Annotated in this window: 21 protein-coding genes, 1 pseudogene and 1 riboswitch; of the genes and pseudogenes, 9 read left to right on the top strand and 13 right to left on the bottom strand. The window is 70.1% G+C overall.

Annotated elements, in window-relative coordinates; translation table 11 throughout:
• Window positions 1–11: 11 nt before the first annotated feature.
• Window positions 12–1,649 (bottom strand): glycine/sarcosine N-methyltransferase, encoded by a 1,638-nt coding sequence (locus tag DVA86_RS18375; protein ID WP_208879730.1) that lies wholly within the window; start codon window positions 1,647–1,649, stop codon window positions 12–14.
• 416 nt (window positions 1,650–2,065) lie between these two features.
• On the opposite strand from DVA86_RS18375, the gene DVA86_RS18370 reads away from it, so the two are divergent.
• The gene (locus tag DVA86_RS18370; RefSeq protein ID WP_208879728.1) at window positions 2,066–2,542 is read left to right on the top strand and encodes a Dps family protein; all 477 of its coding nucleotides are present in this window, start codon (window positions 2,066–2,068) and stop codon (window positions 2,540–2,542) included.
• Window positions 2,543–2,934: 392 nt separating this feature from the next.
• Window positions 2,935–4,113 carry a cysteine desulfurase family protein gene (locus tag DVA86_RS18365; RefSeq protein WP_208879726.1) on the top strand — a complete coding sequence of 393 codons (1,179 nt, stop codon included), beginning with the start codon at window positions 2,935–2,937 and terminating at the stop codon, window positions 4,111–4,113.
• 68 nt (window positions 4,114–4,181) lie between these two features.
• Here DVA86_RS18365 and DVA86_RS18360 read toward each other — a convergent pair whose 3' ends face one another.
• Window positions 4,182–4,856: an N-acetylmuramoyl-L-alanine amidase gene (locus DVA86_RS18360; protein WP_245997661.1), complete on the bottom strand. Its 675-nt coding sequence runs from the start codon at window positions 4,854–4,856 to the stop codon at window positions 4,182–4,184.
• Window positions 4,857–5,115: 259 nt separating this feature from the next.
• Here DVA86_RS18360 and mnmA point away from each other — a divergent pair, with 259 nt between their 5' ends.
• Complete coding sequence (gene mnmA, locus DVA86_RS18355; protein WP_281279307.1) at window positions 5,116–6,294, top strand: tRNA 2-thiouridine(34) synthase MnmA; 1,179 nt, start codon at window positions 5,116–5,118, stop codon at window positions 6,292–6,294.
• Between the two features lie 165 nt (window positions 6,295–6,459).
• Here the strand turns inward: mnmA and DVA86_RS18350 are convergent, their stop codons facing one another.
• A complete protein-coding gene (locus DVA86_RS18350; RefSeq protein ID WP_208879723.1) occupies window positions 6,460–7,284 on the bottom strand; it encodes a thioesterase family protein in 825 nt (274 codons plus the stop codon).
• Window positions 7,285–7,427: 143 nt separating this feature from the next.
• Between DVA86_RS18350 and DVA86_RS18345 the strand changes: the two genes are divergently transcribed.
• On the top strand, window positions 7,428–8,885 hold the full coding sequence (locus tag DVA86_RS18345; RefSeq protein WP_208879722.1) for an aldehyde dehydrogenase family protein: 1,458 nt from the start codon (window positions 7,428–7,430) through the stop codon (window positions 8,883–8,885).
• 103 nt (window positions 8,886–8,988) lie between these two features.
• Here DVA86_RS18345 and DVA86_RS18340 read toward each other — a convergent pair whose 3' ends face one another.
• From DVA86_RS18340 to DVA86_RS18310, 7 genes are all read right to left on the bottom strand, one after another.
• Window positions 8,989–10,203 (bottom strand): ABC transporter ATP-binding protein, encoded by a 1,215-nt coding sequence (locus DVA86_RS18340; RefSeq protein WP_425470860.1) that lies wholly within the window; start codon window positions 10,201–10,203, stop codon window positions 8,989–8,991.
• Entirely contained in the window at window positions 10,200–11,294 is a 1,095-nt protein-coding gene (locus DVA86_RS18335) for an ABC transporter ATP-binding protein (RefSeq protein ID WP_208879719.1), read from the bottom strand. The genes DVA86_RS18340 and DVA86_RS18335 overlap by 4 nt, the downstream gene beginning before the upstream one ends.
• Entirely contained in the window at window positions 11,291–12,289 is a 999-nt protein-coding gene (locus tag DVA86_RS18330; RefSeq protein ID WP_208879718.1) for an ABC transporter permease, read from the bottom strand. The genes DVA86_RS18335 and DVA86_RS18330 overlap by 4 nt, the downstream gene beginning before the upstream one ends.
• Before the next feature lie 116 nt (window positions 12,290–12,405).
• Entirely contained in the window at window positions 12,406–14,169 is a 1,764-nt protein-coding gene (locus tag DVA86_RS18325; RefSeq protein WP_245996760.1) for an ABC transporter substrate-binding protein, read from the bottom strand.
• Window positions 14,170–14,236: 67 nt separating this feature from the next.
• Window positions 14,237–15,235 carry an ABC transporter permease gene (locus DVA86_RS18320; RefSeq protein ID WP_208879716.1) on the bottom strand — a complete coding sequence of 333 codons (999 nt, stop codon included), beginning with the start codon at window positions 15,233–15,235 and terminating at the stop codon, window positions 14,237–14,239.
• Between the two features lie 267 nt (window positions 15,236–15,502).
• Entirely contained in the window at window positions 15,503–16,273 is a 771-nt protein-coding gene (locus tag DVA86_RS18315; RefSeq protein ID WP_245996757.1) for an enhanced serine sensitivity protein SseB C-terminal domain-containing protein, read from the bottom strand.
• A 133-nt stretch (window positions 16,274–16,406) separates the two neighbouring features.
• Complete coding sequence (locus DVA86_RS18310; RefSeq protein ID WP_208879714.1) at window positions 16,407–17,183, bottom strand: enhanced serine sensitivity protein SseB; 777 nt, start codon at window positions 17,181–17,183, stop codon at window positions 16,407–16,409.
• A 230-nt stretch (window positions 17,184–17,413) separates the two neighbouring features.
• On the opposite strand from DVA86_RS18310, the gene DVA86_RS18305 reads away from it, so the two are divergent.
• Window positions 17,414–18,133, top strand: coding sequence for a hypothetical protein (locus tag DVA86_RS18305; RefSeq protein ID WP_208879713.1), 720 nt, complete (start codon window positions 17,414–17,416; stop codon window positions 18,131–18,133).
• A gap of 133 nt (window positions 18,134–18,266) precedes the next feature.
• Here the strand turns inward: DVA86_RS18305 and DVA86_RS18300 are convergent, their stop codons facing one another.
• Window positions 18,267–18,923, bottom strand: a complete 657-nt coding sequence (locus DVA86_RS18300) for an AAA family ATPase (RefSeq protein ID WP_245996756.1) — start codon at window positions 18,921–18,923, stop codon at window positions 18,267–18,269.
• A gap of 139 nt (window positions 18,924–19,062) precedes the next feature.
• Window positions 19,063–19,161, top strand: a riboswitch (glycine riboswitch).
• 141 nt (window positions 19,162–19,302) lie between these two features.
• Here DVA86_RS18300 and gcvT point away from each other — a divergent pair.
• Both gcvT and DVA86_RS35355 read left to right on the top strand, forming a co-directional pair.
• Window positions 19,303–20,463 (top strand): glycine cleavage system aminomethyltransferase GcvT, encoded by a 1,161-nt coding sequence (gcvT, locus tag DVA86_RS18295; RefSeq protein ID WP_208879711.1) that lies wholly within the window; start codon window positions 19,303–19,305, stop codon window positions 20,461–20,463.
• A 92-nt stretch (window positions 20,464–20,555) separates the two neighbouring features.
• Window positions 20,556–20,696: pseudogene (locus DVA86_RS35355) on the top strand (IS630 family transposase); the annotation flags it as partial.
• Here the strand turns inward: DVA86_RS35355 and DVA86_RS35350 are convergent.
• On the bottom strand, window positions 20,693–20,947 hold the full coding sequence (locus DVA86_RS35350) for a hypothetical protein (protein ID WP_245996752.1): 255 nt from the start codon (window positions 20,945–20,947) through the stop codon (window positions 20,693–20,695). The pseudogene DVA86_RS35355 and the gene DVA86_RS35350 overlap by 4 nt on opposite strands.
• Window positions 20,948–21,153: 206 nt before the next feature.
• Here DVA86_RS35350 and DVA86_RS18285 point away from each other — a divergent pair, with 206 nt between their 5' ends.
• Window positions 21,154–21,915, top strand: a complete 762-nt coding sequence (locus tag DVA86_RS18285; RefSeq protein WP_208879710.1) for an MBL fold metallo-hydrolase — start codon at window positions 21,154–21,156, stop codon at window positions 21,913–21,915.
• Window positions 21,916–22,032: 117 nt separating this feature from the next.
• On the opposite strand, the gene DVA86_RS18280 is transcribed toward DVA86_RS18285, so the two are convergent.
• Window positions 22,033–23,313, bottom strand: a complete 1,281-nt coding sequence (locus DVA86_RS18280) for a PTS transporter subunit EIIC (RefSeq protein ID WP_208879709.1) — start codon at window positions 23,311–23,313, stop codon at window positions 22,033–22,035.
• Between the two features lie 268 nt (window positions 23,314–23,581).
• Between DVA86_RS18280 and DVA86_RS18275 the strand changes: the two genes are divergently transcribed.
• Window positions 23,582–23,815, top strand: coding sequence for a PTS sugar transporter subunit IIB (locus tag DVA86_RS18275; RefSeq protein WP_208879708.1), 234 nt, complete (start codon window positions 23,582–23,584; stop codon window positions 23,813–23,815).
• Window positions 23,816–23,836 lie beyond the last annotated feature (21 nt).

Below are 23,836 nucleotides of genomic sequence, written 5' to 3'. Positions count from 1 at the left end.
GGCGGCGGCGCTTACCGGATGAAGTGGAAGATGCCCCAGGTGAGGTGCTTCTGGCGGCCGCCGTGCACCCAGTCCCCGAGCCCCTTCTTCATCCTCTCGAGGTAGTCGGCGCTGACCTTGGAGCCCAGCCCCTCCGCCTCCTGCCGTTCGGTCTCCTGGAGCACCCGGCCGTAGTGCGTGGCCAGTTGCTCGCCGTGCTCCTCGAAGGCCCCGCCGGGCGCCTCGGAGAAGCCGAGCCGGGCCATCTCCCGCCGGTAGAAGGCGGGCGAGCCCATGTCGTCCAGGTGGATCCTGTCGAGGATGGGCTGCAGCACGTGCGTCGGGCAGCCGTCGACGGCCATCGGGTCCGTGAAGATCAGCTGTCCGCCCGGCTTCAGCACCCGCGCCACCTCCTCCAGCGTCCGGTGCCGGTTGCCGCTGTGCAGGAAGGCGTCCTGCGACCAGACGACGTCCACGCTGGCGTCCTCGTACGGGATCTTCTCGAACGAGCCGTCGACGACCTCGATGGCACCGGTCAGCCCGCGTTCGGCGTTGAGGTTGCGGTGCCGCTCGTTCTCCACCTCGCTGAGGTTGAGCGCGAGGACCCGGCAGCCGTGGTTCTCCGCCAGATAGCGGGCGGAGCCTCCGTAGCCGGAGCCGAGGTCGAGCACGACGGAACGTTCAGTCAGCTCCAGCTTGGCCGCCATGCGTGCGACGGTGCGCCGGCTGGCGTCCGGTATCGGCTCGTCCGGGCGCTCGTAGAGGCCGATGTGGATGTCCTCGCCGCCCCACACGGAGGCGTAGAACGTGTCGGCGTCCGACGAGTTGTAGTAGCTGCGGGCGGTGCTGACGGCAGCCGAGTACGCGTCTCCCTCCGAGTCGTCCATGATGTACTCCTTCTCCGCCACGTGGACGAAGAAGTCGGGCTGCTCATCACGGTACGTGTGCTGGAAGTCGCCGTACGTCTCGATGCGCTGGAAGCCCACCTCGGCCATGAGCCGCCGGGTGTAGTCCTTGCGCAGTGGATACATATTCAGGTGGTACACGGACTCGTCGGCGAAGCGGTACCGCATTCGGCACAGCCCCTCGTCCATGTACTCCGGCTCTACCGCGACATCCTCACCGCAGTAGTAGTAGGTGTGTTTGCTGGAGAATCCCCGGTCGAGGATCGCGTCGTAATTGCGCTGATCCAGAATGAGCACACCGTCGTGCTTCAGCATCGCGTAGAACTCCGCGAGCGCCTTTCTGCGGTCCCGCTCGGAGAAGAGATGCGTAAATGAATTTCCGAGGCAGACGATGGCGTCGTACTCGCCGTGCACATCTCGATTCAGCCAGCGCCAGTCGGCCTGGACGACACGCAGAATGTGCTCCCCGTACTTGACGCCGTTCTCAAAGGCCTGGGCCAGCATCTCGGCGCTGCCGTCGGCGCTCACGGTCTCGAACCCGGCGTCGAGGAGCTGCACCGAGTGGAAGCCGGTGCCGGTGGCGACATCGAGCACGCTCTTCACGCCCCGCTTGCGCAGCAGGTCGATGAAGAAGTTCCCCTCGCTCTGGGAGCGCTTCTCCCAGTCTATGAGCGAGTCCCACTTCTCGACGAAGCTGGGAACGTATTCCTCGGTGTAGTGCCCGGTCTCCCGGACCTCTACCGGGTTGTCTCCGAATTCCTGCACAGGTCGCGCTGAAATGACGAAACCTCCGGTCGTTGAGAGGGTGCGGCCTCGATGCGCGGCCACGCCCCTGCCAGTGGAGGTCTACGGGGAACCACGCATGGGCTCCAAACGCATCACTATCCAGAGCAGGCAGGAGTTATGCCACCAATCCTTGGCCAACGACCGCTCATTGCCCTCGAATATGCGCTCGACCAGCGCATTCATGCTTCAGAAATCTTTCTGAGCGGCACTGCGACAATTCAGCCCAGTACCGGCCGAACAGGACGAGCCCGCCGACCCCGCTCACCGGCGCGAATGCGGCACGCAGTGTCACGTGAGCACACCTGGGGACCCGTACGGCGCGAAGCGGCCGCCGGCCGCGGTCGGCGGTATCGTAGGGGGGCGAAAGGTGCATTCCCAGAGAAAGCGATCCCATCGTGTCGTACGCAGTGAAGAGCACGCTTCCGGAACAGGACTTGAAGATCGTCGGCGAGGCACTGCAGGGCTCGCTGGTCGATCTCGTGGACCTCTCCCTGGTCGCCAAGCAGATCCACTGGAACATCGTGGGGCCCCGCTTCCGGTCCATCCACCTGCAGCTCGACGAGGTCGTGAGCGTCGCGCGGCAGTACACGGACACCGTCGCCGAGCGCGCCTCGGCACTCGGCATCGCACCCGACGGCCGGGTCACGACCGTCGCCGCGAGCAGCGCCGTCGGAACGGTCAAGGAAGGCTGGCTGCAGGACTCGGTGGCCGTCGGAACGATGGTCGCCGCACTCTCCGCCATCATCGCCAAGGCGCGGGAACGCATGACGGCCGTCGGCAAGGTCGACCCCGTAACGGAAGACGTGTTCATCCAGCTCACCGGGGACCTGGAGAAGCAGCACTGGATGTTCCAGGCGGAGAACAACAGCTGAGCATCGCATTCCGCATCCACCGGTCCCTTTGCGCCGGCGCCGGCCGCCGTTTCGCGAATATGCCGGTGCGCTGCGTTAACGCGCTCGTAATGCGGCCCGCGGGGGTGCCGGACAGGGATAAACCGGCACCTCCGCTATACCCGCCGGACGGCTCTCGCTGACCCCTCCGCACGGCCCTGCCCGACCGGTGGACCGGGCCGCCGGGCGGGAATACGGGGCGCCTGTTACCGGTGGTTCGCACTCGCTGTTCTGTTCTGGCCATAGGTGACCCTCCGTGCCACCTCGGCCTGTGAGAGCGGCGTACGCGACGCACTTCGGCGTACGCGATGAGGGCCTGCGCGCCCGAGCGCCCACCGTGCGCCCCCGTGGCGGCTCGTAGAATCGACAGCACCATGGCAAATTCCGCCTACTTCGATCACGCCGCCACCACCCCGATGTACCCCGAAGCCGTCAGCGCGATGACCGGGCAGCTGACGGTCACCGGCAACGCCTCCTCCCTGCACAGCGCGGGGCGGCGGGCCCGCCGCACCGTCGAGGAGGCCCGCGAGGCGCTCGGCGCGGCGCTCGGCGCCCGGCCCAGCGAGGTGGTCTTCACCGGCGGCGGCACCGAATCGGACAACCTCGCGGTGAAGGGCCTGTACTGGTCCCGGCGCGCCGCCGACCCGTCCCGTACGAGGGTGCTGGCCAGTCCCGTCGAACACCACGCCGTGCTGGACGCGGTGCACTGGCTCGCGGACCACGAGGGCGCCACGGTGGAGTGGCTGCCCGTGGACACGTACGGCCGTGTGCACCCCGACGCGCTGCGCGCGGCCATCGAGCGGAACCCCGACGACGTGGCCCTGGCCACCGTGATGTGGGCGAACAACGAGATCGGCACCGTCCTGCCGGTACGCGAACTCGCCGCCGTCGCCGCCGGGTTCGGCATCCCGATGCACGCGGACGCGGTGCAGGCGGTCGGCCAGGTCCCGGTCGACTTCGGCGCCTCCGGGCTGGCCGCGCTCACCCTCACCAGCCACAAGATCGGCGGCCCGTACGGCATCGGCGCGCTGCTGCTCGGCCGCGAGCACGCGCCCGAACCGCTGCTGCACGGCGGCGGGCAGGAGCGCGACGTACGCTCCGGCACGCTGGACGTGCCCGCCATCGTCGGCTTCGCGACCGCCGCACGGCTGGCCACGGAGCGCCGCCCGGAGTTCGCCCGCGACGTCGGCGCGCTGCGGGACGCCCTGGTGACGTCCGTACGGGCGGCGGTGCCCGAGGCGGTGCTGAACGGCGACCCCGACCCGGACGGGCGGCTGCCCGCCAACGCGCACTTCTCGTTCCCCGGCTGCGAGGGCGACTCGCTGCTGCTCCTGCTCGACGCGCAGGGCATCGACTGCTCGACCGGCTCGGCCTGCACCGCGGGCGTCGCCCAGCCCAGCCACGTACTGCTCGCGGCGGGCGCCGATCCGGAACTCGCGCGCGGCACCCTCCGCTTCTCGCTCGGGCACACCTCCACCAAGGCCGAGGTCGAGGCGCTGGCCTCGGCGATCGGGCCGGCCGTGGAGCGCGCCCGCGCGGCGGGGCTGTCGTAGCCGTACGTCTCTGGCGGGGGCCGGCTCGGCGGCTCCGGGCTCAGCCGCCCGGGACTCGGCGGCTCCGGTCAGCCGCTCCCGGACGGCGAGGGCGACCCTGTGGCCGGTCCCGTCGGCGACGGCGTGGGCGGCGCCGTGGACGCCACGCGGACCAGGCGTATGTAGCGGTCCCAGTCCCAGTGCGGCCCCGGGTCGGTGTGGTCCGTGCCGGGGACCTCGTGGTGGCCGACGATGTGCTCGCGGTCGACGGGGATGCCGTGCCGCTTGCAGATGTCCGCCGTGAGCCGCGCCGATGACTCGTACATCACGTCAGTGAAGCCCCCGGGCCGGTCCACCCAGCCCTCGTGCTCGATGCCGATGCTGCGCTCGTTGTACGAGCGGTTGCCCGCGTGGAAGGCGACGTCCAGCTCGCGGATGCACTGCGCGATGTGGCCGTCGCGCGAGCGGACGACGTAGTGCGTGGCGGCGCCGTGGTCCGGGTCGCGGAAGACCTTCAGCGCGACCGCGTAGCTGCCCTGCACGACGTGGATGACCACGCGGTCGATGGTGTAGTCGGAGGGGCGGTCGGCACGGCGCCAGTTCTCCCCGTCGGCGGCCACCCACTCCGCGCCGCGGTGGTCGACGGCGCCGGGCGTGCGCGGCTTCTCGTTCCCCGGGACGCGCCACCACCAGCGGCTCAGCTCGTCCCAGGCCGCGTACGCGCCCGCCCCCAGGCCCACCGCGGCGGCGCCGCCGAGCAGCAGCGTGCGCCGGCTGAACCGCGGCCCGCCGCCCCCGGTGCCCTCGGGGCCTGGACCACCGGCGTCCGGCTCCGGCTCCCGCGCCCTCTCCCTCTCCCGCTCCGGCGGCTTGGTCTCGGGCTCGGGCTCGGGCGGTCCAGGCGCGCCTGGCCCCCGTTGTGCGTCGTCTGCCACGTGTCTCCCGTCGGTGTGCGCTGCCCGCCCCTACGGCCACGAATAACGCGCACGGCATCCGCGCCGTTCCCCGTACCCTGTAAGGGCTATGACTGCCACTCCTCTCGACCCCCCTCCCGACGACGCGACCCCCGCGCCCGACCTCGCCCCCGCGTCCGACGGCCGCCGCCTCCGGGTGCTGGCCGCCATGTCCGGCGGCGTCGACTCCGCCGTCGCCGCGGCCCGCGCCGTCGAGGCCGGACACGACGTCACCGGCGTGCACCTGGCGCTGTCCGCGAACCCGAAGTCGTTCCGCACGGGCGCGCGCGGCTGCTGCACCGTCGAGGACTCGCACGACGCCCGCCGCGCCGCCGACGTCATCGGCATCCCCTTCTACGTATGGGACCTCGCCGAGCGGTTCCGCGAGGACGTGGTGGAGGACTTCGTCGCCGAGTACGAGGCGGGCCGCACGCCCAATCCGTGCCTCCGCTGCAACGAGAAGATCAAGTTCGCCGCGCTGCTGGACAAGGCGCTCGCGCTGGGCTTCGACGCGGTGTGCACCGGCCACTACGCGACGGTCGTACGGCGCCCCGACGGCAGCCGCGAGCTGCACCGCGCCACCGACATGGCGAAGGACCAGAGCTACGTGCTGGGGGTGCTGGACGAGCGGCAGCTGGCGCACGCCATGTTCCCGCTCGGCGACACCCGCACCACCAAGGACGAGATCCGGGCGGAGGCCGAGCGGCGCGGGCTGGCCGTGGCCGAGAAGCCGGACAGCCACGACATCTGCTTCATCGCCGACGGCGACACCCAGGGCTTCCTCGCGGACCGGCTGGGGCGCGCGGAGGGCGACATCCTCGACGAGTCCGGCGCGCGCGTGGGCAGCCACGAGGGCGCGCACGGGTTCACCATCGGGCAGCGCAAGGGCCTGCGCATCGGCCACCCGGCGCCGGACGGGCGGCCGCGCTACGTGCTGGACATCTCGCCCGTGGACAACACCGTGACCGTCGGCCCCGCCGAGTCACTCGACGTGGCGGCCCTGAGCGCCGTACGCCCCCGCTGGTGCGGCACGCCGCCGAGCGGCGCGGGCACGTACACGGCGCAGCTGCGCGCGCACGGCGGCGAGACGGAGGTCACCGCGGAGCTGTCCGGCGACGAGCTGCGGGTGCGGTTCGCGGCGCCGGTGCGCGGAGTGGCGCCGGGGCAGGCGGTGGTGCTGTACGACGGGACGCGCGTGGTGGGCTCGGCGACGATCGCCACGACGGAACGCGCCCGCTCTCTTTTTTAGGCTCGGCTCGCCTCCGGGCCGGAACGGCGAGCCCAGCGCACACCTGCGAGCGAGCCAAAGGGCGCGCCGGTTCCGAAAGTGATGAGACCAAGTGAGCGAGGAACGAGCGAGCGCAGGCTCGAAGAGCGTCGGGACCGGGTATAAGCGCCCGGAGGCGAGCCGAGCCTAATGGGGCGCGCGGGCCAGTTGGCGGGCCTGGGCGACCAGGCGGTCCGTGGAGTCCCAGACCTCCGCGTCCTCCTCCAGGTAACCGCCCGCCATGTTCCGCGTGGTCAGCGCTACGCGCAGCGGGCCGGGGGCCGGGCGGGCGCGGACGTGGGCGGTGAGTTCGACGGTCGGCACCCAGCCCGTGACGCCCAGCTCGAACGCGGTCGGCGGCAGCGCGTCGACCGTCAGCAGCAGTGACAGCGGGTCGGACTCCCGCCCGTCCGCGAACGCGAACCACGCCCGCATCTCCCCGCTGCCCGAGGGCGCGCCGACCGCCCAGCCCACCGTCGCGGGGTCGAAGCGCATCGCGAACCGCCGGGCGAACTCGGGGATGAGCGAGGGGTCCGGGGCGTCGTTCGTGCTGACGCACTCCTCGTATGACGGCATGTGCGGCGGCTTGGCGGTCGTCCGCACCTCGCCGGTCAGGCTGTCCAGGTCGCCGTACGTCGCGAGCGCGCGGATCCGTTCGACCTCGATGCCGTTCTCGTCGGTCTGGACGAGCGACGCCGAGCCGGTCGACAGGCTGCGGCCGGTGCGGGCGGTGTCCGTACGGATGACGGCCGGGCCCGACGCCGTGGCCGTGAGGTAGTGGGCGCTGATGGTGAACGGGTCGCCGTGCGGCAGTGCGTCGGCGAGGGCGCGGCCGATGGCGCCGAGGAGGTAGCCGCCGTTGAGCACCTGCCCGAAGGACCACCTGGCGGAGAGATCCGTGGCGTACTCACCGGGCGAAAGCCGCCGCACGGCCGTGTCGCGGTCGAACTCACTGATGCTTGCGTCGGACATGCAGGCACAGTACACCGGCCTATTACCAGCAGGTATGCGGATTGTTCCGGGTGACCGCGTATCGGGGTCAACTCCCTTGCCACGTACGTAACATGGAGGATCCCGGCAGCACGTGTGCACGGTGTTCTACGGAGAGGCCAGCGATGTCGTATTTCTCGGAGTTGACGCTTCAGTACATCGCGGGTGAGTGGCGTCCGGGCTCCGGGGCGTGGGACATCATCGACTTCGACCCGTACAGCGGGGACAAGCTCGCCGCGCTCACCGTGGCCACCGCCGACGAGGTCGACCAGGCGTACTGGGCGGCCGACCGCGCGCAGCCCGGCTGGGCCGCCGCCGGGGGTTACGGGCGCCGGCCCGTCTTCGAACGCGTCCTGCGGCTGATCGAGGAGCGGGAGCAGGAGCTGACCGAGGCGATCATCCTGGAGGCCGGCGGCACGCACGCGAAGGCGGCCGTCGAGCTGCGGCTGGCGAAGGAGTTCCTGCGGGAGGCCGTCGGCCTCGCCATGCGGCCGTCCGACCGGATCCTGCCCTCGCAGACGGACGGCAAGGAGAACCTCGTACGCCGGGCGCCGGTCGGTGTCGTCGGGGTCGTCAGCCCGTTCAACTACCCGTTCCTGCTGTCCGTACGGTCGGTGGCCGCCGCGCTCGCACTGGGCAACGCCGTGGTGCTGAAGCCGCACCAGAACACGCCGGTGACCGGCGGCACCCTGGTGGGTCGGCTGTTCGAGGAGGCGGGGCTGCCGCCGGGCGTGCTGAACGTGGTGGTCACCGACATCGCCGAGGTCGGCGACGCCCTGCTGGAGCACCCGGTGCCCAAGGTCATCTCGTTCACCGGCTCGGACCGTACGGGCCGCCATGTCGCGACCGTGGCGGCGGCCCACTTCAAGCACGCGGTCCTGCATCTGGCGGGGAACAGCGCGCTCATCGTGCTGGACGACGCGGACCTCGGCCCGGCCGTCGACGCCGCGGTCTTCAGCCGCTTCGCGCACCAGGGGCAGAACTGCATGTCGGCGAACCGCATCCTGCTGCAGAGCGGCGTACGCCGGGAGTTCACCGAGGCGTTCACCGAACGGGTCCGCGCGCTGCGCGTGGGCGACCCGAAGGACCCGCGCACCCAGATCGGCCCGCTGATCAACACCTCGCAGGTCGAGGGCGTGCTCGCGGCCGTCGACCAGGCGGTGCGCGAGGGCGCGGTCCCGCTCGTACGGGGCGAGGCGAACGGCTGCCTCGTCGAGCCGAGCGTGCTGGCCGACGTGCCGGCGGACGCGGAGGTGCTGCGGCAGGAGGTGTTCGGGCCGGTGGCGCTGCTGGTGCCGTTCGACGGCGTGGACGACGCCGTACGGATCGCGAACGACACGCCGTACGGCCTCAGCGGCGCGGTGCACACCGGGGACGTGCAGCGCGGCGTGGAGATCGCGAAGCGCGTCGAGACGGGGATGTTCCACGTCAACGGCGGCACGGTGAACGACGAGCCGGTCATCCCGTTCGGCGGCGAGAAGCGCTCCGGGATGGGGCGGCTGAACGGCGACGCGATGGTGCAGGCGTTCACCACGCAGCGGTGGGTGTCGGTGCAGTACGGACGCAGCGCGTTCCCGTTCTAGCCGCACGGGCACGGCCCACGCGCACGGCTCGTACGCGCACGGCCGGGGCCGCCGGCGAACACCGAGAGGTGTCACCGGCAGCCCCGGCTCGGAACCCGGCAGGCTATTCCTTGCCGACGGCCTCCCGGTCGCGCTGGGCGACCGCCGTCTTCTCCAGGTCCTCCTGCTCGTTGGCCTTCTCCGTGGGGGTCAGCAGCTCCGTGTCCTCCGGGTGCTGGTCCTCGAAGTTCTCCGGGTGGTGGCAGGCCACCTCGTGCCCGGTGCGCAGGGCCACCAGCGGCGGCTCCTCGACCTTGCAGATCCGGGTCGCCTTCCAGCAGCGGGTGTGGAAGCGGCAGCCCGACGGCGGCTTGATCGGCGACGGCACGTCGCCCTGCAGCAGGATGCGCTCGCCGCCGCGCTTCGCCTTGCCGCGCGGGTCGGGCACGGGCACGGCGGAGAGCAGCGCCCGGGTGTACGGGTGCATCGCGCCGTCGTAGAGCGACTGGCGGTCCGTCAGCTCGACGACCTTCCCGAGGTACATCACCGCGATGCGGTCCGAGACGTGCCGGATGACGGACAGGTCGTGCGCGATGATCACGTATGTCAGGCCCATCTCCTGCTGGAGGTCGTCCAGCAGGTTGACGACCTGGGCCTGGATCGACACGTCGAGCGCCGAGACCGGCTCGTCGGCCACCACCAGCTTCGGCTTGAGCGCCAGCGCCCGCGCGATGCCGATGCGCTGCCGCTGGCCGCCGGAGAACTCGTGCGGATAGCGGTTGTAGTGCTCGGGGTTGAGCCCGACCACCTCGAGCAGCCGCTGGACCTCCTTCTTCACGCCGCCCTCGGGCTGGACGCCCTGGAGCTTGAACGGCGCGGCGACGATGTTCCCGACGGGGTGCCGCGGGTTCAGCGACGAGTACGGGTCCTGGAAGATCATCTGGATGTCCCGGCGCAGCGGCCGCATCCCCGCCACACCGAGCCGCGTGATGTCCCGGCCCTCGAACTCGATCTGCCCCGCGGACGGTTCCAGCAGCCGCGTGATCAGCCGCCCCATGGTGGACTTGCCGCAGCCCGACTCACCGACGACGCCCAGGGTCTCCCCCGACCGCACGTCGAAGTCGATGCCGTCGACCGCCTTGACCGCGGCCACCTGGCGCTTGAGCACACCCTTGGTCACGGGGAAGTGCTTCTTCAGTCCGGAGACCCGGAGCAGGGTCTCGCCGGGCGCGGGCGCTGCCCCGGCTTCCTGCTCCTTGCGAAGCTCCGGCGTGGAATCGGCTGCCGGCTCGGGCTCGCCCGCCCCTTCGGGGTTGGTCATCTGCTCGTCCTCGCTCACAGCTTCGGCTTGATCTCTTCGTTCCAGATCCGCTCCCGGTCCTCCTGCGACATGTGGCAGGCGGAGAAGTGTCCGCCGTCCACCTCACGCAGCTCAGGACGCTCGGTGCGGGTGACGTTCCCCTTGGGCACGTCCGCGTACGGGCAGCGCGGGTGGAACGCGCAGCCGTCCGGGATGTTGATGAGGCTGGGCGGGGAGCCCTTGACCGGCAGCAGGCGTTCCGTACGGTCCCGGTCGATCCGCGGCATCGAGCCGAGCAGCCCCCAGGTGTACGGGTGCTGCGGCTCGTAGAACACCTTGTCCGCGGCGCCGCGCTCGACGCACCGGCCGCCGTACATCACCAGGATGTCGTCGGCCAGCTCGGCGACGACGCCCAGGTCGTGGGTGATGATGATGACGGCCGAGCCGAACTCCTTCTGCAGGTCCCGGATCAGGTCCAGGATCTGCGCCTGCACGGTGACGTCCAGGGCGGTGGTCGGCTCGTCCGCGATCAGCAACTCGGGGTTGTTGACCAGGGACATGGCGATCATCGCGCGCTGCCGCATGCCGCCGGAGAACTCGTGCGGGTAGCTGTCCACCCGCTGGTGGGGCTGCGGGATGCCGACCCGGTCGAGCATCTCGATGGCACGCTTGCGGGCGGTCTTCTTGTCCACGTCGTGGTGGATCTGGTACGCCTCCACGATCTGCTTGCCGATCGTGAAGTACGGGTGCAGCGCCGACAGCGGGTCCTGGAAGATCATGGACATCTCGCGGCCGCGCAGCTTGCGCACGTCGTGCGGGTCCGCGCTCAGCAGCTCCTTGCCGTCCAGCCAGATCTCGCCGGACATCCGCGCCTTCTGGCGGCCGTACTGCCCGACCGTGTGCAGACCCATGATGCCGAGCGAGGTGACGGACTTGCCGGAGCCGGACTCGCCCACGATCCCGAGGGTCTCGCCCTTCTCCAGCTGGAACGAGAGGCCGTCCACCGACTTCACGACACCGTCATCGGTCGGGAAGTGGATGACCAGGTCACGGACGTCGAGGAAGGCGTCGGAGGGACGCTCCTTCACCGGTTCGCCGACGGCCGCTCCGGTCTTGCCGAGGTCTGTCATGCGAGCCTCACTCGTGGGTCGATCACGCTGTACAGAATGTCCACGACGAGATTCGCGACGACGACTGCGGTGGCCGTGATCAGCGTGACGCCGAGGATCAGCGGCAGGTCACGCTCGCCGATCGCCTTCAGCACGGCCTGGCCGAGGCCGGGCAGGCTGAACGTGGTCTCCGTCAGGATCGCGTTGCCCATCAGCATGCCCAGGTCGACACCCAGCAGGGTGATGATCGGCGTCATGGTGGACCGCATCGCGTGCTTGCGGATGACCACGGACTCCCGTACGCCCTTGGCGCGCGCCGTCCGGATGTAGTCCTCGCCCATCACTTCCAGCATGGTGGCTCTGGTGAGGCGGGCGTACATCGCGCCGAACAGGAACGCCAGGGTGATCCACGGCAGGATCATTCCGCTGAACCAGTCGGCGAAGTTCTCCTCGAACGGCGTGAACTCGTTGCTCACCCAGCCGAGTTGGTAGGAGAAGACCGCCAGCGAGATCAGACCGGTGAAGTAGATCGGCAGCGAGACGCCGGCCAGCGCGGCGGTCATCGAGAACCGGTCCCAGATCGTGCCGCGCTTGAGAGCCGAGAGGATGCCCGCGCTGAGCCCGATGAGCAGCCAGATCACGGCCGCACCGATGGCCAGCGCGAAGGTGACCGGGAACCGGTCGGTGAGCACCGGCCAGATGGCCTGCTCGGTCTTGAACGAGTAACCGAAGCAGGGCGCCTGGCACTTGATGGTGTCTCCGGCGCTCGTGTAGTCACGGCCGACGAAGATGCCTTTGAAGAACTCGAAGAGCTGGACCAGGATCGGTTCGTCCAGGCCGAGCTTCTGCCGGATGCCCTCCAGCGCCGCGGCGTCGGACGCCTTGCCGACGTACATCGTGGCCGGGTCCACACCCGTCCACTTGGGAATCAGAAAGAAGATGCTGAAGACCACCAGAATGATGACGACCAGCATCACTGCGGCGGCGAACAGCCGCCTGATCAGGTATGTGAGCACTGCTCTCGGCCCTGCGGCGGCCCGGGGCACTCCGGAGATCGTCCAGAGTGTCCCGGGCCACCGTCGCGGCCCTCACCTGCCCTTCGTGCCTATGTGGCGGGTGTGCCGGCGGTCGATTACTTCACGCCGAGGGAGGCGTAGTCGTACTGGCCGCTGTAGGCGCCGGTCGAGTAGACGTTGGTCAGACGGCTGGAGCGCCAGCTGATCATCTTCTCGAAGACGAACGGCAGGTAGTACGCGCCGTCGGTCACCGTCTTGTTGATCTCGGTGGCGATCTTGGCGGCCTTGCCCTTGTCCAGCTCACCCTCGAAGTCCGCGAACAGCTTGTCGACCTTCGGGTCGTCGATCTCCGCGAAGTTGTTGTTGCCGTTGGGGAGGATGTTCGAGCTGTGCCACAGCGGCTTGCCGTAGCCCTGGACGGAGTTGAAGTCCGGACCCCAGCCCATGATGATGATGCCGTAGTTCTTCTTCTTCACGACATCCGGGTTGCCGACGATGCCCGCGATCTGCGCGCCGTCGTACTCCGAGACCTGCGCGTTGATCCCGACCTTCTTCAGCGACGCCTGCATCGCCTCGGCCGAGTCGACCTCGACGTCCTTGTTGTTGCGGACGGCGATGGTGGTCTTGAAGCCGTTCGGCTTGCCGCACTTCTTGAGCTCGTCCTTGGCCATCTTCTCGTTGGCCTTGCCGTCGTTCTTCGTCAGACCGTACGGGTCGTACTTCGGGTCCGAGCCGGGCACCACGGACGGCAGCATGTTCGTGCCGATGTCACCGCCGGCCATCGGGCCGCCGCGCGCCGTCTGGATCGACTTGTGGTCGGAGCCGTAGATGACCGCCTTGCGGCAGTGGATGTTGTCGAACGGCTTGACCGACTGCGGGAACGCCGCGTAGCGGATGAAGCCCGTCTCCGGGTTGTCGACGTTGTCCTTGTGCTCCTTGAGAGCCGAGGCGCGGCCGGCCGGGCTGAGCCCGGTGGCGTTCAGGTCGAGGTCGTAGTCACCGCTGATGAGGCGCTTGTCGAGCTCGTCCGGGTTGGAGATCAGCGTGACGGTGATCTTGTCCGGAAGGGCCTTGCGCACGGTGTCCGTGGAGCGCTTCCAGTTCTTGTTCCGGACCAGCGTCAGCTTCTTGTTCGGCTGGTAGTCCTTGAACTGGTACGGGCCGCTGGAGTACGGGCTCTGGCCGTACTTCGACTTGGTGTCCTTGTCCTTCGGCACCGGCGCCGACGAGGTCATCGACATCATCTGCTCGAAGTCGCTGTTGGGCTTCGGCAGGTTGAAGACGATGGTCTTGTCGTCCGGTGTCTCGATCGCCTTCAGGCCGCCCTTGTCCTTGTACGGGCCCTTGTACTTGCCTTCCGGGTCCAGCGTGTTCTTCACGTGCACCGGGCCGCCGGAGAGGACGTCCTGCGCCCACTGCCGCTCGATGCCGTACTTGATGTCCTGGGCAGTGATCGGCTTCCCGTCCTGCCAGGTGATGCCGTCCTTGAGCTCGTACGTGTAGGTCTTGCCGCCGTTGGTGACCTTGGCGAGGCTCTTGGCCAGGTCGGGCTTGAGCTCCAGCGCCTTCTCACCCGGCGCCGCGGCGGGCGTCACCAGGGTGCGGGTGTAGTAGCGCATGAAGTTCCAGGCGAAGCCGTAGTAACCCCGGGTGGGGTCCCAGGAGTCGGCGTCCTGCACGCCGATGAACTTCAGCGTGCCGCCCTTCTTGTCGGACTTCTTGGCGACCTTGTCGAGCGCCGCGTTGAAGCCGGCGGCGTCGCCACCGCCGCCGTCGTCGTTACCGCCGCCGCCCCCGCATGCCGCTGTGGACAGCAGGGCCGCGACCACTACGGCTGACGCCGCGGCGCTTCCGCGCCTCGATGTGCCTAGGAATCTCACGATGTCGCATCCTTCGAGTTGTCACGGCCCGAACGTTCCGCCGGGCCGAGGTCGGGCATGGGGGAGGTCAGCGGGTCCCCTTCGGATCGAGCGCGTCGCGTACGCCGTCTCCGAAGAGGTTGAAAGCGAGGACCGTGACGAAGATGGCGACGCCGGGCACCACCATGTACATCGGGTCCGATTCGTAGTAGCGCACCGCCTGGTTGAGCATCTGGCCCCAGGAGGCGGTCGGCGGCTTCACACCGGCGCCGAGGAAGCTGAGCGCCGCCTCGGTCAGGATGTTCGTGGGGATCATGAGCGTCGTGTAGACGGTGATCGGCGCGATCAGGTTGGGCAGCAGCTCCTTGAACAGGATGTAGCGCTTGTTCGCGCCCAGGCTGCGCGCGGCCTCGACGTACTCCCGCTCGCGCAGCGAGAGCGTCTGGCCGCGGACGATCCGGCCGATGTACGGCCAGCCGAAGAAGCCGATCACAAGGATCATCACAAGCAGCCGGACGCCCGTGCCCTCCAGCCCGAGGAGCTTGTCCGGCATCACCGCGATCAGCGAGATGATGAAGAGGAGCTGCGGGAAGGCGAGCAGCATGTCCATCAGGCGGCTGATGAGCGCGTCGAGCCAGCCGCCGAAGTACCCGGCGAGAAGGCCGAGGACGGTGCCGAGGACGACCGCCACCACCGCGGAGAGGAAGCCGACCAGCAGGGAGATCCGGGCGCCGTGCACGATCCGGGCGAAGACGTCGCGCCCGTTGACCGGCTCGACGCCGAGGAGGTGCTCGGAGCTCATGCCGCCCAGCGCGCCCTTCGGCGTGCCGAAGAGCGGGTCGATCAGGTCCTGGTTGTACTTGTTCGGGTCCTGCCCGATGATGCTCGTGATCAGCGGCGCGAAGATCGCGACGAGGATCAGGAAGAGCACGATCACACCGCCCGCGACCGCCAGCTTGTCCCGCTTCAGCCGGGTCCAGGCGATACGGCCCAGCGAGCGGCCCTCGACGGATCTCTTCGCGACGTCAGCGGCGACATCGGTGTCGGCGTCATCGGCCTTGACCGCATCGTGCAATGGTGCCGTCATCGTGGTGAGGACCCCTCTCGGCCGGCGGTGGCCGGCCCACGCCCGCCGCGGTAGCGGCTAGTTCACAGCTGCTGCTCGTACAAAAGGCCGACGGCCTATGGATCGGGAGTCTCCATTGCGCTCGCGATCACTCGCCAGAGTTCCCGGCGAAAGGATGCGTAACTGTGATGCGACCAAGGGGTTTCCGTTATACGGACGGATCTCGCTGGTGAGCGGTGCACAGCCGGAAGGTATGTCCGCATCTGCTCCACCTTGGTGACACGGGAATCAGTACGCGCGCGGGTAACCGTACCCGTGCCCCGGCGCCATCCCGGGAGCCGCGCTCACCTGCGCGTCGCGGTCGAAGAAGGGCCGCGAGTGCGCCCGCAGCCACATGGTGACCGGATCGTGGTCGTCGGACATCGCGACGCTCGAGACCGGCAGCCCTTCCGGCACCGCCGCGACCGACTGCTGCATCATCTGCCGGACCGACTCGACCGACGGCCGCCCGGTGTCGTACAGATCCAGCCCGATGGCCAGATACGGCGTGCCGAGCGCGGGCTGCACCCAGGCGCGCCGCAGCGAGCGTACGGCCGGGGTGCGGTGCGCGTTCTGGGTCAGCAGCGCGTAGAACTGCGGCAGGTCGAGAGAGGGTTCGGAGATCCGGAGCGGTCCCGCGGGCAGCCGGTCGAGGCCGGAGACGATGCGCCGCAGATCCAGCCAGGGGATGCCGACGCCCCCGCCGGGAGCATGCGGATTCAGCCAGATGCCCCATCGGTCCGGGTAGAGGGCGGCGGCGATCTCGCGGCCGCCGACGACCTCGTGCGCGCGGTTCCAGCCGGAGGCGGCGAGCTCCTGTGCGGAGGTGACGCAGGGCGCGTAGCCGTGGCCGCCGACCTCCATGTTGCCGTACTGCGCGTCGGGGGAACCGGCCTGGCCGTTCCACAGCAGCATCCACAGCTGGGCGCCGGACAGAGTGTTCAGCAGCGCCTCGTAGACGTCGTACCGGCCGGGCGACACCTGACGCAGCAGCTGCTCGACGCTCTCACCCGCGCTCACGTGGCCGCCCCCTTCCCTCGGTCGGTTGCTCCGGGCACGCACCCGCGTCCCGCCCGACATCCAACCAGCTTACGAGTACCGGAAGACAGCACGCGCCGTACTCACCGGCCGGGTGCGGAGATACTCAGCCACCTCAGACGTTGTGCTCACGCGAGTAGAACGGGCGTACGCACTGCCGCATCCACTCCACGACCGGGTCCCGCGCCGCGTCCAGGAACACCATCTGCACCGGCCACGCCACCGGGTTGCGGGCCAGGGCGCGCGCGAGCGCGTCGTGCGACTGCTGCCGCGACTCCGGCTCCAGCAGGTCCAGTTCGACGCCGACGTACAGCGCCGGCGGCCGTCCCTCGGTGCTGGCCAGCGCGCGCCGCGCGGTCCGTACGGACGCCACGCCCGCGAACTCGCCCGCCACGTCTGCAAGGAAGTCCACCGGCTCGTCCTGCCAGTCCGGTTCGTACAGCCGCACCCGCGCGCCGCTGGCCACGCCGGGCACCCGGGCGCCGGGGGTGGCGCGGCACAACTCGGCCACCGCGTCCGGCGGGAGGGGCACCCCGACGGTGCCCTCCGGGTTCACGGCGAGGCCGACCTGCGGCGGCAGGCCGCGCGCGAACTCGGTCGCGGGCGCGACGGTGAACGCCATGTGGCCCCCGACCACCTGCAGGAACTGCTGCTCGGAGCTGAACACCGGGACGTACGGCGCCCCTTGGAGCTCCACGGTCGGCAGATCGAGGTTCGGGCTGTCGGGGCCGCCGCCCTCCGGGAGCGGCACCCACACGCTGCTGCGCCCGAGCACCTCCAGCAGACGGGCGGCGGCGTGCGGAGCGGCGAGCGAGGCCGCGAGGGTCTCCTCCAGCTCGTTGCCCGGCCAACCGCCGCCGTGGCCCGGTCCGTACTGCTGCGGAATGGTCATGCGGGCAAGCCTAGAACGTGCGGGGGCGGTGGCGGGCGGCTGGTAGGCGGTACGAGGGGCGGATCGCGGGGTGGCACACGAGGACGGGTTGCGGGGTGCCGTACGAGCGCGGCGGGCGGGGGCCCGTAACCCGGATGGTCACCCGTTGCGAGCGTCCGGTTGCGGTGCGCTGTCACGTCCCGAAAAGTGGTTCGCGTCCCGTTACACCCGCAAAAGAAGGATTTGTCCCCATGCGCGTCAACAAGACGACATCCATCGCCGTCGCCGCCGGTCTCGTTCTCGGTGGTGTCGGCACTGCCACCGCGGCGTTCGCCGCGGACTCCAAGCCGGCCCCGCACTCCGTCGAGGCGCCGGTGCCCGGTCTGCCCGGTGCCGAGCAGGTGACCCAGCAGACCCAGCTGCTGCAGAACACCGGCCTCGCGGTCAAGCCGGTCATCACGGCCGTACAGGAAGTCCTGAAGGCCCCCGAGGGCAAGCTGTCCGAGGCCCGTGCGGACAAGCTCTCCGCCTCGGTCCGCGAAGCCCTCGCGAACGTGCAGGAGCAGGCCGCCGTCGAGACGCCGGCCGAGGCTCCCGTCGCCGACAGCGCGCAGAGCAACAACGCCGAGGTCATCATCGACGACCGCGCCGCGCCGCTGCCCGCCGACCTGACCGCCAAGGCCGTCGTCGAGCTGCAGAAGCAGGTCGACGTACTGCTGAAGGCCTCGGTCGCCGGCGACCAGGCGAAGATCACCAAGGAGCTGAAGGCCACCGTCACGTCCGCCGTGAACCTGGTGACCTCGGTCGTGCTCGGCGGCGGCCTGCCCGCCCCGGACATGGAGGGCCTGCCGCAGCTGCCGACCCTGCCCGAGCAGGAGCAGCAGCAGGAGCAGCGTCAGCAGCAGGGGCAGCAGCAGGAGCTCCAGGAGCAGGCGCCGCAGTCGCAGACCGAGTCCGAGGTGCTTCAGTAACGCGAAGGCTCCGGCCACGCGTTCCACGCTGTCCTCGTACGCGGCCCGTCGTCCCCACCGGGACGGCGGGCCGTGTGCGTGTGGGGGCCTTTATCCGCGCTCGGCGCGCTGGGCGCGCCTTTCGGCTCGCTTGTCAGGCGTTGCGGTCGAAGGCCACTCCGCGCAGCGCGGCCGCCGCGTCGCGGTCCAGGAGGATCACCGAGACGCAGCCGTCCGGGAGTTGGCCCTCCTCCACGTCCGCGAGCAGCCGCTGTACGGCACGGCGGTGGCGGGCGAACGCGTACCCCGAGACGCCCCGCCCCCGCTCCGCCTGCCCGGCCAGCGCCGTGTCCGGCGGCACGTCCAGCAGCACGAGGTGCAGGCCGCGCCCGCGGCGCCGCGCGTCGGCGGCCAGCCAGCGGCGTACCCAGGTCTGCGTGCCGCAGTCGTGCACCACGACGCTGGCGCCGGAGGCGAGCGCGCCGCGCAGTCCGGCGTAGTGCGCGGCGCGTACGAGCGGGCGGTAGACGACGTACGGCATCCAGCGCGGCAGCCGGCGCTCCCAGCGCTCCCGCATGTCCTGCGAGTCGATACGGCGGACGGACTCGTGGTCGACGGCGACGGTGCGGCGGATCAGGGTGGACTTGCCGCTTCCGGGCAGCCCGGAGACGACGATCCGGTCCCCGGCGGGGAAGCGCAGCGTTCTGGCCACCGCCGTTCCGCGCAGGTCGCGCCCCGCCACGGGGACGGCCGTACGGGCGGGCAGGCCCGCCCCGGTCGGCGTCGCGTACGCACTGCCCAGGCTCTCCACCTGATGTCCTCCCCCAGTTGGCACCGCCCTGGCTCCGCGGTCTGCATCGAGAGTGTCAAGAAAAGGTAATGAGGGACAAGGCGATTGCCCGCCGACCGCGCCGTGCGATGATGTGGACGCCAACTCCATACAGGCCGCTTGAATCCGCGCGGGAGAGTCCCCGGCAGTACGCCGCCGGGGCGCCGAAGGAGCAAGATCCTCCCTTGAATCTCTCAGGCCCCGATACCGCGCAGGACGAGGCAGATCTGAAAAGCGGGCCGCCCTGGCGGTCCCACCCAAGGTGCAAGTCACCGTCCGTGCTCGCGGGCTCGTGGCGAACCTCTCAGGTTCCGATGACAGATGGGGAGGACATCAGTGTCGCCGTTTCCGGGAGCCTGACATGACGAGTACGCCCAGTACGCCCAGCAGTCCGCCGCGCAAGACCGCGCTCGACGCGACCCATCGCGCGCTCGGCGCCACCATGACCGACTTCGCGGGCTGGGACATGCCGCTGCGGTACGGCAGCGAGCGCGACGAGCACCACGCCGTACGCGACCGCGCGGGCCTCTTCGACCTCTCGCACATGGGCGAGCTCACCGTCACCGGGCCGCAGGCGGCCGAACTGCTGGACTACGCGCTGATCGGCAATCTCTCGGCGGTCAAGCCGGGCCGGGCGCGCTACACCATGATCTGCGACGAGCGGGGCGGCATCCTCGACGACCTGATCGTGTACCGGCTGGCCGAGGACACGTACATGGTCGTCGCCAATGCCGCGAACTCCCAGGTCGTCCTCGACGCGCTGAACGAGCGCCAGGCGGGCTTCGATGCCGCCGTACGGGACGACCGCGAGGCGTACGCCCTGCTCGCCGTCCAGGGCCCCGAGGCCGCCGGCATCCTGCGGGGCCTGACGGACGCGGACCTGGACGGCCTCAGGTACTACGCGGGCCTGCCCGGCACGGTCGCCGGCGCGGAGGCGCTGATCGCCCGTACGGGCTACACGGGCGAGGACGGCTTCGAGCTGTTCGTCGCGCCCGGCGACGCCGTGGCCGTATGGGAGGCGCTGACCGAGGCCGGCGAGAAGGCCGGGCTGGTGCCGTGCGGGCTGAGCTGCCGGGACACGCTGCGGCTGGAGGCGGGCATGCCGCTGTACGGGCACGAGCTGAGCCGGGAGACGACGCCCTTCGACGCGGGGCTGGGGCGGACCGTGAAGTTCGAGAAGACGGCGAACGACGGCCGCTTCGTCGGCCGCGCCGCGCTGGAGGCCGCCGCCGAGCAGGCGGCCACGGCGCCGCCGCGCAAGCTGGTCGGCCTGGTCGCGGAGGGCCGCCGGGTGCCCCGCGCGGGCTACCCCGTGGTCGTCGCGGGCGGCGCCGAGGCGCCCGCCGTCGTCGGCGAGGTCACCTCCGGCGCCCCGTCGCCGACGCTGGGCAAGCCGATCGCGATCGCGTACGTGGACGCGGCACACGCCGAGCCCGGCACGAGCGGCGTCGCGGTGGACATCCGCGGTACGCATGAACCGTACGAAGTCGTCGCCCTGCCGTTCTACAAGCGACAGAAGTAGAGAACCAGCCAGACCGGCAGACCCGGCAGAACCCGGCAGAAACTGCCAGAACCCGCCGGAATCAGCGTCCGGCGCCCGGTCCTCCCGGCCGCCGCCGGCGCGGCCGAGACATCCGTGCCTGGATCACCGCATGGAACACCGACCCCAAGCCCTACGTGTGGACCAAGACCGCAGACGAGATCCTCGAACGCCTCGCCAGCTATCTGAACAGAATTCCCGACTCAGAAGACTAGCGGGGTGGGGCGTCCCCGTCGTCGGGGTCGCTGCCGGTGGCGTCGGCGCGCGCATCGGGGGAGTCGCCGCCGTCGGGGGCGGCGCCCGCGGCGCCCCGCGCCTCGCGGGGGTCACCGCCGTCGCCGGGCCCGCGTCTTCCGGGCCCGCTCCCGCGGCGGCGCGGGCCCAGGCGGGCCGTGCCGTCGACCAGGGCCGCCACCAAGGCGAGGAGTACGACCGCGCCCAGCGCGATCCACCACCACGTGTCCACGCTCGCTCCCTCCGACCACACGGTTCGCGACCGGATGGCTGTACGAGAGTCCCCGGCCTCCGACCGTACCCCGGGCTGGTGATTCCGCCCACACCACAGCCCTGTGGAGGAGTCACCCGGCGCCACTCGCTTTACGCTCGGAAAACCCCCAGCCACTCGCCAGGGCATGGGGACCCCCACCGGCCGTAACCGGAGGTTCCCGCTCCATGAAGCTCACCGTCGTCGGCTGCTCCGGGTCGTTCCCGTCCGCGGACTCGGCCTGTTCGAGCTATCTCGTTGAGGCCGACGGCTTTCGACTGCTCCTCGACATGGGCAACGGCGCGCTGGGTGAACTCCAGCGCCACTGCGGCCTGTACGACCTGGACGCCATCGCCCTCAGCCATCTGCACGCCGACCACTGCATCGACATGTGCGGGTACTTCGTCGCGCGCTACTACCGCCACGAGGGCGGCCGTTGCGACGCGATCCCCGTATACGGCCCGGACGGCACCGAGAAGCGGCTGACCACCGCGTACGACGACACGCCCTCCGACAAGTCGATGAGCGAGGTGTTCGACTTCCGGTCGCTCACCCCCGGAGGGGCTTTCGAGCTGGGGCCGTTCGCGATCCGTACGGAGCAGGTCACCCATCCGGTGGAGGCGTACGGCTTCCGCATCGAGCACAGGGCCACCGGCCGGACGGTGACCTATTCGGGCGACACCGGTCCGTGCGCCGAACTGGGCACGCTGGCGCGGGGCGCCGACCTGTTCCTGTGCGAGGCGTCGTTCACGGACGGCAAGGAGGACATCCCCGAGCTGCATCTCAACGGCCGCCAGGCCGGGGAGTGCGCGGACCGCGCGGGGGCCGGGCGGCTCGTCCTCACGCACATCCCGCCGTGGACGGACCCGCAGGTCAATCTGCGGGACGCCAAGGCGGCGTTCAACGGTCCGGTGGAGCTGGCCCGCCCGGGAGCGGTCTACGAGCTGTGACGCGCGCGCCCGAACGCACCGCGGCCCCGGAGCACCAGGCTCCGGGGCCGCGTACGTATCCGCGTACGTATCCGCGTACGTGCCCGTGACACGTACGCGAACACGTACGTGCACGCCTCAGGCCTTGTACTGCGCCTTCTCCTCCTCCGCGATCTCCTCGTCCGTCTCCCGCCCCGGTGTCGGCAGGTTGAACTTGGTGATCGCGAACCGGAAGACCACGTAGTAGAGCGCCGCGAAGCAGAGTCCCACCACGACCAGCAGCCAGGGTTTCGTGGCGATGCCCAGGTTCAGCAGGAAGTCGATCGCGCCGGCGGAGAAGCCGAAGCCGTCCTTCATGCCCAGCGCCCAGGTCAGCGCCATGGAGACACCGGTCAGCACCGCGTGGATCGCGTACAGGACCGGCGCGATGAACATGAACGTGAACTCGATCGGCTCGGTCACACCCGTGACGAACGCGGTGAGCGCGATCGAGAACATCATGCCGCCGACGACCTTGCGGCGTTCCGGCCGCGCGCAGTGGTACATCGCGAGGCAGGCGGCAGGCAGGGCGAACATCATGATCGGGAAGAAGCCGGTCATGAACTGCCCGGCGTCCGGGTCGCCGGCGAGGAAGCGGGCGATGTCGCCGTGCTGGCCGTCGTACGTACCGGCCTGGAACCAGGGGAACGAGTTCAGCAGGTGGTGCATGCCGACGGGGATCAGCGCGCGGTTCGCGACGCCGTAGATGCCCGCGCCGACGGAGCCGGAGCCGACGAGCCACTCGCCGAAGTCGTGCAGCGCGGTGCCGAGAACGGGCCAGATGTAGCCGAAGAGGATGCCGATGAACAGGCCCGCGAAGGACGACAGGATCGGCACCAGGCGGCGGCCGCCGAAGAAGCCGAGCCAGTCGGGCAGCTTCTTGCGGTGATAGCGCTGGTAGAGGAGCGCGACGACGATGCCCATCACGACACCGCCGAGCACGCCCGCGTCGACCGGCGGCGCGACTTCGACGATCTTGCCGTCGACCACGCTGGGTTCCTTGGGGAGGCTGTCGTCGGTGAAGGCCTCGAGAACGTTCTTGAACACGAGGTAGCCGACGACGGCGGCCAGGCCCGTGGAGCCGTCCGCCTTCTTCGCGAAGCCGACCGCGATGCCGACGGCGAACAGCAGCGGCATGTTGTCGAGCAGCGCACTGCCGCCCGCCGCCAGGAACTCGGCGATACGGTTGAGGAAAGCCGGGAAGTTCTCGCGCCCGAGCATGTCCGTCTGGCCGAGCCGTACCATCAGCGCGGCTGCGGGCAGTGTGGCGATCGGCAGCATGAGGCTGCGGCCGATCCGCTGGGCGACGGCCATCACACCCGAGCCGCCGCCCTTCTTGCCGGGCTCGCCGGCACCGGCCGGAGCGCTAGCCGTGGACATAACTTCCTCCAGGTGCGTAGGGCGCCGCCGATTTTGGCAGCGGGCCCCGCGAGTGGTCTAATCCAGTGAGTGGTTTAGACCATTTTTAACATGGGCATGGCGGCCGGGGGAATCCGGCCCGGCGAGTGGGGTGGATCACATCGGCGACCGCCATCATTCGGCACCCGCCGGATGCCCGCCCGCGAGGATGGGCTGAACGTGGATTACCGTGAGCGCACCGCCTCACGGGCGCCCTGCGTCTTCAGGGCCGAGACATCGGGAGAAGCACATGGCCAGCAAGGCTGAGAAGATCGTCGCCGGACTCGGCGGGCTCGAGAACATCGAAGAGGTCGAGGGCTGCATCACCCGCCTCCGTACCGAGGTGGCCGACCCCTCGCTGGTCGACGAGGCCGCGCTGAAGGCCGCCGGAGCGCACGGCGTGGTCCGTATGGGCACCGCGATCCAGGTCGTCATCGGCACCGACGCCGACCCGGTGGCCTCGGAGATCGAAGACATGATGTGAGCCGCGGGCAGGGCCCGTTCC

Source organism: Streptomyces armeniacus (genome assembly GCF_003355155.1).
GTDB classification, from domain to species: Bacteria; Actinomycetota; Actinomycetes; order Streptomycetales; family Streptomycetaceae; genus Streptomyces; species Streptomyces armeniacus.
This window is presented reverse-complemented; position numbering and strand designations above follow the sequence as displayed.